The organism is Paraburkholderia metrosideri, from assembly GCF_904848625.1.
Taxonomy (GTDB): Bacteria; Pseudomonadota; Gammaproteobacteria; order Burkholderiales; family Burkholderiaceae; genus Paraburkholderia; species Paraburkholderia metrosideri.
Genome location: NZ_CAJHCP010000001.1, coordinates 380,505 through 392,360 on the forward strand (window position 1 = coordinate 380,505; position 11,856 = coordinate 392,360).

Genomic DNA, 11,856 nt, shown 5'->3' on the forward strand with positions numbered 1-11,856 from the left:
GTACGTGTTCTCTGCGCTGCCGCTACGCTTAACTCGAGGCCGCCGCAGCCGATGCGGCCTTGCTCTTCTTCGCCTTCTTCTTCGATGCCTTGGTGCCCGACGCATCAGCGGGCGCCGCTGCTGCTGTTGCGGCTGTGGTTGCCGCCGGTGCGGACGCCGCTGCTTCGGATGCCGCGGCCTTGCTCTTCTTCTTCGACTTTTTGGTGCCGGACGCGGCGTCTGCGGGCGCTGCCGTCGTCGTGGTGGCTGCCGTGGTGGCGGGCGCGGCAGTCGTCGCCGCTGGCGCCGCCTTGGTGCTCGCCGTGCTAGTGGACTTCGGCGCGGCCTTGACGCCGCTCGGCGGCGCGGAGGAGCCGTTGATCGTCAAGCCCGCCGCTTCGAGATTCGTGACTGATTTGGTGCCGATGCCCTTGACGCGGGTGGCAAGATCGCCGGCGTCCTTGAATGGCCCATTCTTCGTGCGTTCGTCGATGATCGCCTTGGCGTGCACCGGCCCAATACCCTTGACCGATTCGAGCGCAGCCTGATCGGCGGAATTGACTTCGACCGCAGCCGCGAATCCGGCCGACAGCGACAAAGCCAAAGCAACGCAAAGCATTAAAAGCTTCTTCAGCATGGCAAGCACTCCATTGAGGGCAAAAAAGTTAGCCGGGAACGGACGACGCATTCTGTCAGCAGGCGTTGCGCTTAAGCATAGGACAAATCGTGAGCCCTTATTTGCGAACGCCGATGATTTATACCGATCGATTCATGACAAGTAAATCAGTCCGGACAATATTTAAACCTTTTGCTTTGGCATTAGGCTGATCTGAGTTTATCGATTAATGCCGTAAGTCATAAAAAATGACAACCCAGACAAATGACCTCGATGAAGACATTCACGGACGCTTGACTTAGAGTGCACTCGAAGTCCTAACCTGAGTCTGTCATGTCAAATAACGCCACCGCGCTCACCATTGGTCAGGTTGCCGAAACGATCGGCGTGTCCACTCACACGCTGCGCTATTACGAACAGGCCGCGCTGATCCGGCCAGTGGGGCGCACGCAGTCGGGGCATCGGCTGTATTCGCCGGCCGATCTCGACTGGCTGCGTTTCCTGATGCGTCTGAAGGCGACCGGTATGCCGATCGCCGGAATGCAGGCGTTCGCGGCATTACGCGCACAAGGTCGGTCGACCCAGGCCGCCCGCCGCGATCTGCTGATGGCGCACCGGGATGCGGTTTTGGCGCGGATTGCCGAGTTGCAACTGAACCTCGGCGCGATCGTCGACAAGATCGCGTACTACGAGGACGAGGTGGCCGGGCACGGTACTGCGCACAGTGATGTGACACGGCAGATTGACACTCCATCGACTTCACTTTCGGAAAAGGACTCACCGTGAACAACTCACACAACGATCGCTACACCCGAGGCTGGGACAAGCTGAAGGAAATCGACGGCTCAGCAGGGGAACAGGTGATTGCCGCGCTCGCGCCGATTGCGCCGGAGTTTGGCCGTCTGCTGATCGAATTTGCCTTCGGCGATATTTACAGCCGGCCGCAGCTCGATTTGCGCTCACGCGAAATCGCGACGATTGCGTCTCTGGCCACGCTCGGCTGCGCGCAACCCCAATTGAAGGTGCATATCGAGGCGGCGTTGAATGTCGGCTGCACCCGCGAGGAGATTGTCGAGGTGTTGATGCAGATGGCCTTGTATGCTGGCTTTCCGGCGGCCTTGAATGGGTTGTTTGCGGCGAAGGAGGTTTTCGAGCGGATCGGGGCGACGGGTGATGAGACGGGGCGGGCGCAGACGGCCCAGATCGCGGACCCGGTGAGTGCCGAGGCGGTGTGATTTCCACGCAGATTAAACCGGCGGCTATCTGATTTCCTGGCCGCTTTTTTAGACTGCCTATAACGCAACTAACCGTCATTGTTGAGGGAATACCACGATGCTGGCCTCGGCGGTTCGCCCCAAACATCCGTTTACCAGAGAAGGGCTTTCAGGCGTTGGCGAGGGTGCGATTGGGCAAACCGCGATCTCAAACCATGGACGGCTCTTCAACGACCATCCCCGGTCTACGCACCACAACAGGGCCGCCCGAACGCCACGCCCTTCACACCGCCGGATCCACCGCCTGCGTCGCATCTGCCCGCAGATACCGCTCACTGACCACCCGCCAGTAAATCAGCAAGCCCACTCCGGCAATCGCCAGACTGGCCGTATTGGCGACCCAGAAACCCCGCGCGCCGGTGAGCCATTCGGGTATGACGCCGCCCACATCGAAGCCCAGCAGATATCCGCCGCCGAGCCCCACACCCCACAACGCGACCGCGTAGATCACCGTCGGCACGACCGCTACCTTGTAGGCGCGCAGCACGAACGCGGTCGTGATCTGCAATGCATCAAACAGGTGATAGCAGATGACGATCAGCACCAGCGGCATCGCGGCCGTCATGACCTGCGCATCCGGCGTATAGCCTTTGATGATGTAAGGCCGCAGCACCAGCATAATCGCGCCATAGCAGCAGGCGATCGACACCGCCATCACAATGCCGTGCCGCGATAACGTGCGAGCCGCTTCCGGCCGTCCGGCGCCGAGCGCCTGGGCGACCAGCGTCGACGCGGCGATGCCGATCGACAGCGGTGTCATATACAAGACCGCGCCGATGTTGCCGGCGATCTGATGTCCGGCAAGCGTCGTCGTTCCGAAACGCGCGATGAACAGCGCCATGAACGTGTACGACGTCACTTCGATCAGATACGACAAACCCATCGGAATACCGAGCCGTAACTGCGCGGCCTGGCGTCGCCAGACCGGCCAGCAGAAATGGGCGAAGATCGCGAACGGCCTGAACACGTCGACGCGCGTGAGCAGCACCATGCCGACCGTCGCCAGCCCCCAGTTGATCGCTGTGCTGGCCAGTGCGCAACCCGGTCCGCCGAGTGCCGGCACACCCCATCCGCCGAAAATAAACCAGGTGTTGAGCGGAAACTTCAGCAACAGCGCACCGACCTGCAGGATCATCACGAGCCGCGGTTGACCCACTGCATTGGTGATCGAACTGTAAATCCGGAAAATGAGGCCGGCCGGCAGACCAAAAGCCAGAATCCGCAGATACGCAAGCGTGCGCTCGTGCAGCGCGTCGGGCACGCGCGCCAGATGCAGAATGGGCTCGGGAAAAAACAGGATCAGAAAACCGATCACGTTCAGCGCGAGCGCGAGCCATAACGACTGGCGGACTTCCTCGCCGATTTCGGTGTCGCGGCCCGCGCCGTAGAGTTGCGCGGTGATCGGCTGAAGGGCGGTCAGAATGCCGGTCAGCCCGATGTAGACGGAAATATAGATCGACGAGCCGAGGCCGAGTGCGGCCAGATCGACCGCGGAGTAGCGGCCGACCATCGCGGTGTCGATCACGCCGAACGCGATGATCGCCAGCTGGCCGATCAATACCGGCCACGCCAGTCCGGCGATTTTTCTCGCATCGGCGAACATGATCAGTCGACCGGCTTGTGGTAGGTGCGGCGCTTCACGATGGGCGGCTTGGGCCGGTCGATCCGCACGTATAGCCGGAAGCGTTCGTCGCGGTCGGCCACACGGCGGCCTTCCCACACCAGCTTCCAGATGTAGTCGGGCATCGCGCTCGGGTCGCCGTACTCCGTCGCGTCCTGGCGCAGGATCACGTCGCAATCCTGGTCGAACGAGAAATGCATGTCGCCGAAATAAGCGAACGTGGCGATCTGCGCGTTGCCGAGCCGGACCGGCGAAATACAGGTGTAGTCGTCCGGCAGATGACTTGCGATCTGCTCGGCGACGTCTTTATAGGTCCGGCTGTAGTTGACGACCGGCAACCACAAGGTCATCAGCAGCACCCACATCAGCGTCGTTCCGGCGCTGGAGAGCACCACGCTGCGCCACAAGACTTTCGGATGACGCGCGAGGCGCCAGCGTACCAGCACGAACCAGCACACCGTCACGGCAACCGCGCACACGAACGACAGAATCTTGAACTGCGGCGAGAACCCCGGCGCGAGACGCGCGAGGTTGCGGGCCAGCGGATGCGGAAAGCCGGTCAGCCCCGCCACGTACACCAGCCACACAAAGCTGCCGAGAATCGTGAAGCTCAGCAGCGCGAACCAGTCGATCGCGTTGATTGCGCCGCGCTTGAGCGTGGGCAACGCGAAGGTGGCGAGCACCGCGAGCGGCGGCAGCAACAGCATGTACAGCCGGTTCGACTGATGGCTCTGCAGGATCACCAGCACCAGCAGCGGCCCGATCACCGACAGCGGAATCGCCACGTGCGGCGCGCGCCGCAGGCCCTTCCAGCTAAACCACGCCCATACGGCCAACGGCCATGCCGGCCAGGTGAAGAGCGGGAGGTTTTTCAACGCATACGCCGCAACCGAGCCGGGCGGCCCCGCGAACGAAGTCAGGCTGACGTGCAGCCATTGATTCAGATACCAGACGGCGTCGTCGGGAAAGGCGGCGAGGGCGGCGATCGGCCACGATACCGACACCACCAGCGCGACCGGCAAGCCCGCCAGCAGCAGCCAGCGGGAGCGCCCCTCGCGCACGATCACACTCATTGCCAGCGTGCCGACCAGCAGCGCGGCGACCAGCACCGGACTGCTTGCCAGCGTGACGAGCCCGAGCGCGAGGCCCCAGATCGCCGCGCCTTGCACCGGTTTGTCGATCATCCGCACGAGCCCGTACACCAGCATGGCTATGCCGACGAACTGCGCGAGTTGCGGTGTGGTTTCGTGGCCGCGTTCGGCCAGGCCGAAGCAGGCGAGCAGGATCAGCAGTGCGCCGTCGGCGAGCGTGCGGCCGTAGTCGCGCGGTTCCGGTTCGCCGCCGAACGCATATTTGAACGGCTGCACTTCGGCGCGGCGGCCGAGCAGATAGGCGGCGTACCAGACGAACGCGCAGCCCGCACAGAACAGCAGGCCGGTAAAGACACGCGACGCGTTGCTTGCATCGACCCAGGGCCCGAGCGCGCGGATTGCGCTGGCGCCGAGCCAGTAGCCGAGCGGGCCGTCTTCGGTCATGTATTTGCCGACCAGATTCGGCAGAAGCCAGTCGTGTGCGCTGCCGTTCGCCATGGTCCACATGACACCGAAACCGGCTGCGTCCTCGTTCTTCCACGGATCGCGGCCGAATAGCCCGAACGCCGCGTAGACGATACAGATGGTCAGCAGCAGCCAGCGCGGTAGCGCACTGGTCGCGGAGGCAGTCAGACGAACGACAGGTCTCATGCGGTATGTTGATATTGGATAAGCGATGCTGCCGGGACCGGACGGCATGTCCGGCTGGAATGGCCCCTTTGGAGCATCCGGCATTGTAGTCGTGCGATGCAATGCACGTCACGGCTGGTAACGGCCCGCAACGTGGTTGTGAAAGCTGTTACACGGCGCCGGACGCGGGGCGGGACGGCCCCTGGGTTCTTCACTGCTGAACTGCGACGCACTAAACGACCGGATTAACCGGTTTGAATCGGCGGATCGAACCGGCGGGCAGATCCGCCAGGCGACAAAAAAGGGCAGCTTGCGCTGCCCTTTTTTGCTCCTTCGCTGCCGGTAAAACCGGCGACGAGGCGGGTATTACTTCGCTGCTGCCTTGCCGGTAGCGCGCGAACCGAACTTCTTGTTGAACTTCTCGACGCGGCCTGCCGTGTCCATGATCTTTTGCTGGCCGGTGTAGAACGGATGCGATTCCGACGACACTTCGATCTTGGCGAGCGGGTAGGTCTTGCCGTTGAATTCGGCGGTTTCACGCGTCAGGATGGTCGAGCGCGTGACAAACTTGAAGTCGATCGACATGTCGACGAACAGGACTTCGCGGTAATCCGGGTGAATGCCTTCTTTCATGGTCTTTCCTTTAATCTGGCGGTAGCCAACCCGCGAGCAGCCGCGTTTGAGCGGACAGCATCTAGGCGCGAGCCACTTGCCTGTGGTCGAAAAACGGCGATTATGCCAGAAAATCAGTTGCTTGGCGACTTTTATGCCGGCTTTCCGCGAGGAATCGGGGGTGTTTCGGCGCGTGGCCGGGCGGGCCGTACGCGATCAACGTGAACCGGCTGCGGGCCTTATACGGCGGGCGTTAGCGGCTGGGTCGCAACGCCTTCCGGCGCTACCCCTGAGCGAACGCAACCCCAACTCGCGCCGGATCCTGCCGGTAATAGCGAGCCAGCAACCGGTAAAGCTCCGGATATTCCGCCTCGAACGCATGCGGTTTCACGAACAGCGCTTCGCTGCACACGGCAAAAAATTCCGACGGATGGTCCGCTGCGTAGGGATCGATCAACGATTCGCGCTCGAAACGCAGCCAACGACGCTCCGGCACCGCGTCGACCTTCGCGCAGAAGTGGTCGTACGCAGCGTCGAACACGTCGCTCCAGGCCTGCGAATCGAGCGGCGCGTGCCAGCGGCGCGTCAGCGGCGGGTGGCCATCCGCTTCGCCGTTCAGCATGTCGATCTTGTGCGCGAATTCGTGGATCACGACGTTGTAGGCCTCTGCGCCGTCTGTCATCTGCGCGTCTTCCCACGACAACACCACCGGACCGCCTTCCCATGCTTCACCGCTCGCGTCGTGTTCGACTTCGTGCACGACGCCGTCTTCATCTTCGACGGTCTTGCGGATCACGAACTCGCCGGGGTAGACAATCACGCCGACCCAGCCACGATACAGGTCGAGATCCAGATTCAACACTGGCAGGCATGCCTGCGCGGCGATCGCTACCGTCATCGCGTCGGTCAACTCGAGCTCGTGCGCGGTCGAAAATTCCTTTTGCGCGATGAACAGGCTGGTCAACTCGCGCAGGCGCTCGAGGTCCGGCGCGTCGAGCCACGCGAGAAACGGCAGGCCGTCGAGCGTGGCTTGCCACAAGGCGTCGTCGATCGCGTAATCGCGCAGCGCGCGGTCGCGCCGCCGGGTGCCCAGCCATTGAGTGAGTTTCGAGAGCATGGTCCGATGAAACCCTTAGTCGATCTGTTTCTGCCACGCGGCAAACATGCCGCCGACAATCGCAATGCCAATCAGAAAATAGAAGCCGTCGAGCGACGCCAGAAAGCTGGCCTGCTGGGTGACCATCCGGCTAATCTCGACGATCGCCAGCGAGTGCGCTTGGGACGCTGAATGACCATTGCCGGCAAAGCCGTTTGTCAACGTGGCAAGCGTGTTCTGGAACAATGGATTGTACGGATTCACGAACTCCGCCAGGCGGGTTTGATGCAATGCCTGCCGATGCTGTTCGACGATGATCACCGAAGCGGTGGCGAACGAGATCGTCAATTGCCGCACGATGTTTTTGAGCCGGTAGCCGTGCGTGAACTCCTCGATTGCAAAGATTCTGAACGTCAGATTGGCAACCGGCAAGACGATGAACAGCAACAGCAGCCCGCGTAATAACAGCGGTACGATCAGCGCCGCCTCGCCGACATTCGGCGCCATGCGCGTCATCCACGCGGCGGCGAACGCGGCTACCGCGAAGCCCGGCACGATGATCCATTTCTTGCGCGGCAACAGCTTCGCATAGCGCAGATAGACTAACAGCGCGCTCGCGGAAATCAGCGACGTCACGCCGACCAGTTGACCCGCGTTTTCGACCGGATAGCCGAGACCGCTTTCGAGAAAGCGCGAGATCAGATAGCTGAATACGGTCGAGATGTAGTAGTAGAACATGTACAGCACGAGGCCGACCTGGAAGACTTTCTCGCGCAGCGCGTGCAGTCGCATCAGCGGTGACGGATGGTGCCACTGCTGATACACGAACCAGGCGAGTGCACCGATGCCGGCGACCGTCAGCATGATCAGTCCCGGCGACGCGCTAAACAGCTGGAAGCGCACCTGCTGCATGACGATTTGCAACGCGCCTTGCGCGAACGCGAAGATCAGGTACGGCCAGAAATGCGCGGTTCCGCGTTCTTCGGGCTGACGGCTGCCGGCGTCGGGAAGCGCGAGCAAAGCCAGCACGGCAAACAGAACGCCGATAGGCGCTGTGCACGCAAACAATGCGCGCCAGTCGAAATGCGCGACCAGTTGGCCGCCGATCAACGGCGCGAGTGCGCTGCATAGCACGATCAACAGCAAAAACGCGCGCGTTGCCGCAGGCCGCTGTTGTGGGGTGAAGCTCATCTGGATCAGGATGCGGCAAGTACCCATCATCGGGCCGATGAAATAGCCTTGAAAACCGCGTGCGAGTGCAAGTTCAATCGACGATTCGCAGAGCGCGGCGGCCACCGCGCCAGCGGAATAGAGCAGCATGCAGCCGGCCACGTAGCGCCGGTAGCCAAAGCGGTCGACCCACCATTGCTGCTGCAGGATGCCGAGCACCGCTGCGACCGCGTAAGCGCTCGACGCCCACACGAGTTCATCGGGCGACGCGTTGATGCCGCCGGCGATATAGCTGGTAAAAAACGAGAAGATCGAGTTGTCGAAGTAGTCGAGACCGGTGACGACCGCCAGCACCCACGGGAAGAAATCGCCGCGTAGTTTTTCGACGCTGAATAGCGCCACGCGGGACGACGCTGGGTTCATGACGACTCGTCCGGCGTGGATTTGCCCGGCGTGGATTCGCCCGGCGTGGTGTTGTTCGGTTCGGTTTTGTGAGGTTTTTTGGCGCGTCTTGCTGACGTTGCGTCAGCCGCATTGGCCGTACCAGCCGCTTTAGCCGACCTCCCGGTGTTGGAGGCTTTCGCGGTCGTCGCCGCTTTCGCCGCGGCGCTGCGCCGTTGCTCAAGCAATGTGTCCGCATTTTCACCAGCGAGACGTCGTTCGAGATAGTCGAGGTCGGGACTCAGTTCGGCGCGTAGCTTTTGCGCTTCCTTCAACTCGCGGCGCATCGTTTCGATGCGCGCGTCGAGCGCTTCGACCTGCTGGGCAATTGCGTCTCGAATCTGTTGCAACGATTCGGTCGAAAAACGATGCCCGCCGTCGACGGATTCAAGCGGGCGCTTAAGCATTTCGGTTATGCCGTGAAGCGAAAAACCCAGCGAGCGCAAACGCAAAATACGAGCGAAGCGCTTCAGGTCCTCCTCGTCATACAGCCGGTAACGGCCTTCGCTGCGGGTAGGAGATACGAGTCCGCGCTCCTCGTAATACTTCAGCGTACGTGGCGTAACGCCGAGGCGTTCAGCGGCGTCGCGTACGGTGAGCAGGGCGGGCGAGTCCTTTGACATAAGGTATTTCAGGCATGACGGGTGGGTCGCATTGTACTCCAACGTGTACGTTCACGTTCATGTTGCGGGCAAGTTCCAGGTTCATCGAGCGGACTTTTCCGCGATACCGGAAACAACAAAACGAGCAGACGAAAAAAAGCCGCTCGTTGGTAGCGAGCGGCTTTTCTATGCGAGGCGGCTGATTCAGCTACTTCGGCCGGGCTATGGCCTACTTAGCTACCGCCACCACGGCGCATCATGTCGAAGAACTCGGAGTTGCTCTTCGTTTGACGAATCTTGTCGAGCAGGAATTCCATCGATTCGACTTCGTCCATGTCGTGAATAAACTTGCGCAGCACCCAGATTTTTTGCAGCACTTCGGGCTTGATCAGCAGTTCTTCACGGCGCGTGCCGGACTTGTTCAGGTTGATCGACGGGTACACACGTTTTTCAGCAAGGCGACGTTCCAGGTGCACTTCCATGTTGCCGGTGCCCTTGAACTCTTCGTAGATCACGTCGTCCATGCGGCTGCCGGTTTCGATCAGTGCCGTACCGATGATGGTCAGCGAACCGCCTTCCTCGATATTGCGAGCCGCGCCGAAGAAGCGCTTCGGACGTTGCAGCGCGTTGGCGTCGACACCACCCGTCAGCACCTTGCCCGAGGCCGGCACGACGGTGTTGTACGCACGCGCGAGACGCGTGATCGAGTCGAGCAGAATCACCACGTCGTTCTTCATTTCGACGAGGCGCTTGGCTTTTTCGATCACCATTTCGGCAACTTGCACGTGACGCGCAGCCGGTTCGTCGAACGTGGAGGCGATCACTTCGCCGGCCACCGAACGCTGCATTTCGGTCACTTCTTCAGGGCGTTCGTCGATCAGCAGCACGAACAGCACGACGTCGGGATGGTTCTGCTTGATCGCGTGTGCGATGTGCTGAAGCATTACGGTCTTACCGGACTTCGGCGACGCCACCAGCAAGCCGCGCTGGCCTTTGCCGATCGGCGCGATCATGTCGATGATGCGGCCCGTGACGTTTTCTTCGCCACGCATTTCACGTTCGAGCAGCAGCACCTTGTTCGGGTGCAGCGGCGTCAGGTTTTCGAACATGATCTTGTGCTTCGAGGCTTCCGGCGGCTGGCCGTTGACCTTGTCCACCTTCACCAGCGCGAAATAGCGCTCGCCGTCTTTCGGCGTACGCACTTCACCTTCGATCGTGTCGCCCGTATGCAGGTTGAAACGGCGGATTTGCGACGGGCTGATGTAAATATCATCCGTGCTGGCGAGGTACGAGGTTTCCGGCGAACGCAGGAAGCCGAAGCCGTCCGGCAGCACTTCGAGCGTGCCGTCGCCGAAGATCGTGTCGCCCGTTTTGGCGCGTTTTTTTAGAATGGCGAACATCAGTTCCTGCTTGCGCAGGCGGTTCGCACTTTCGATCTCGAGGCCATTGGCCATCTCGATCAATTCGGAGACGTGCAGAGTCTTAAGCTCGGATAAATGCATACGGAGAACCCGCAGGAGAAGGTGCGACGAAATGAAATCTGGGAGGAGGTGAGCGGAACCGCTCAAGGACTTACACGTCTTTTCGACGTTTTGCGGATTCTAGCATAGCACACGCCAATTTCCGCCAGTGCGACGGCATGGCATCTTTCTTGTCAGGCGTGTTGCCGGTTGACAACACGCCCCGAACCAGTGCGCTCGTGGGTCTTGAGGGACCTGGAGCGCGCCGATGCGTGCCGCTTTACAGGTTGCCGTCGAGGAACGCGGTGAGTTGCGACTTCGACAATGCGCCAACCTTTTGAGCGGCGACAGCGCCGTTCTTGAACAGGATCAGCGTGGGGATGCCGCGCACGCCGAACTTGACCGGCGTCGATTGATGTTCGTCGACATTGATCTTGGCGATTTGCAGACGATCGGCATAATCCTTCGCGACTTCGTCGAGGATCGGCGCGATCATCTTGCACGGACCGCACCATTCAGCCCAGAAATCGAGCAGCACGGGTTTATCGGATTTAACGACGTCCTGTTCGAACGATGCGTCGCTAATATGCTTGATTTGTTCGCTCATTGTATGAATACCTCTATCGGTTCGAGGCCCGCCTGAATTGCTCGCCACGATACGTCAAAACCTAAGGAAACTTCCGTTCGCTTTGCCGCAAACTGCGATCTTGCCAACCCATGCCCGAACCGTTGAAAACTGCCCGGGACGGGCGGAAAGCTCACGCTTGCGGGTCATCCGTACGGCAGTTTAGCTTAATTCGCTATGCGTTGCCGGGGGCGATAGTACTCATCAGGGGCAGTGGGGCCAACGGCTGCCGGTGAAGTGCCATCCTGTTTCGATCACTGCGACGCTGCTTATCTGGAGGCGGGCGACGCGAACTCAAGTGGCTTCCGAATGTACTATCGGTGATAGCGACTATATGGTGCGAAGAGCCTGATTCAACGCGTCGATGTCGGTTTGCTCGTATTAACAGTCGCGCGATCGGCCAAGCGGTGATAGAATGTTTCGTGACGGGCCTCCTCGCATGGAGGGATGGTCAATCTGGTCAGGTCGGGAACGAAGCAGCCACAGCCGTTTTCCACCAGTGCCGAGGGTCGGGCTCGTCACCTTCCTTTTTCTGTTTTTCTTTGCGGTGTTCTTCCGCAATCTCTCATCTCCGGTTTTATCCTTGGCCTTGTCGTCATGGTTCGTCTGAACCTGTCGCAATTGCGTCTTCCGTATCGG

10 protein-coding genes, 1 other RNA gene and 1 pseudogene are annotated in these 11,856 nt (G+C 60.7%); 3 read left to right on the forward strand and 9 right to left on the reverse strand.

Annotated elements, in window-relative coordinates:
- Positions 1 to 28 precede the first annotated feature (28 nt).
- Complete coding sequence (locus LMG28727_RS01665; RefSeq protein WP_201640570.1) at positions 29 to 616, reverse strand: ComEA family DNA-binding protein; 588 nt, start codon at positions 614 to 616, stop codon at positions 29 to 31.
- A gap of 312 nt (positions 617 to 928) precedes the next feature.
- On the opposite strand from LMG28727_RS01665, the gene LMG28727_RS01670 reads away from it, so the two are divergent.
- Positions 929 to 1,381, forward strand: a complete 453-nt coding sequence (locus tag LMG28727_RS01670; RefSeq protein WP_201640571.1) for a MerR family transcriptional regulator — start codon at positions 929 to 931, stop codon at positions 1,379 to 1,381.
- Positions 1,378 to 1,830 carry a carboxymuconolactone decarboxylase family protein gene (locus LMG28727_RS01675; RefSeq protein ID WP_236591557.1) on the forward strand — a complete coding sequence of 151 codons (453 nt, stop codon included), beginning with the start codon at positions 1,378 to 1,380 and terminating at the stop codon, positions 1,828 to 1,830. The genes LMG28727_RS01670 and LMG28727_RS01675 overlap by 4 nt, the downstream gene beginning before the upstream one ends.
- A gap of 262 nt (positions 1,831 to 2,092) precedes the next feature.
- Here the strand turns inward: LMG28727_RS01675 and LMG28727_RS01680 are convergent, their stop codons facing one another.
- The 8 genes and pseudogenes from LMG28727_RS01680 to trxA form a co-directional block, all read right to left on the reverse strand.
- A complete protein-coding gene (locus LMG28727_RS01680; protein ID WP_201640572.1) occupies positions 2,093 to 3,472 on the reverse strand; it encodes an MATE family efflux transporter in 1,380 nt (459 codons plus the stop codon).
- A gap of 2 nt (positions 3,473 to 3,474) precedes the next feature.
- The gene (locus tag LMG28727_RS01685; RefSeq protein WP_201640573.1) at positions 3,475 to 5,232 is read right to left on the reverse strand and encodes an ArnT family glycosyltransferase; all 1,758 of its coding nucleotides are present in this window, start codon (positions 5,230 to 5,232) and stop codon (positions 3,475 to 3,477) included.
- A 345-nt stretch (positions 5,233 to 5,577) separates the two neighbouring features.
- A complete protein-coding gene (locus LMG28727_RS01690; RefSeq protein ID WP_074763880.1) occupies positions 5,578 to 5,844 on the reverse strand; it encodes a type B 50S ribosomal protein L31 in 267 nt (88 codons plus the stop codon).
- A gap of 262 nt (positions 5,845 to 6,106) precedes the next feature.
- Entirely contained in the window at positions 6,107 to 6,940 is an 834-nt protein-coding gene (locus LMG28727_RS01695) for a M90 family metallopeptidase (protein WP_201640574.1), read from the reverse strand.
- 15 nt (positions 6,941 to 6,955) lie between these two features.
- Positions 6,956 to 8,512, reverse strand: a complete 1,557-nt coding sequence (locus LMG28727_RS01700) for an MFS transporter (protein ID WP_201640575.1) — start codon at positions 8,510 to 8,512, stop codon at positions 6,956 to 6,958.
- Between the two features lie 164 nt (positions 8,513 to 8,676).
- Positions 8,677 to 9,153: pseudogene (locus LMG28727_RS01705) on the reverse strand (MerR family transcriptional regulator); the annotation flags it as partial.
- Positions 9,154 to 9,365: 212 nt separating this feature from the next.
- A complete protein-coding gene (gene rho / locus LMG28727_RS01710) occupies positions 9,366 to 10,634 on the reverse strand; it encodes a transcription termination factor Rho (RefSeq protein WP_006048863.1) in 1,269 nt (422 codons plus the stop codon).
- A 238-nt stretch (positions 10,635 to 10,872) separates the two neighbouring features.
- On the reverse strand, positions 10,873 to 11,199 hold the full coding sequence (gene trxA / locus LMG28727_RS01715; protein WP_006048864.1) for a thioredoxin TrxA: 327 nt from the start codon (positions 11,197 to 11,199) through the stop codon (positions 10,873 to 10,875).
- Positions 11,200 to 11,641: 442 nt separating this feature from the next.
- Here trxA and ffs point away from each other — a divergent pair.
- Positions 11,642 to 11,740: signal recognition particle sRNA small type (gene ffs / locus LMG28727_RS01720), an RNA gene on the forward strand.
- Positions 11,741 to 11,856 lie beyond the last annotated feature (116 nt).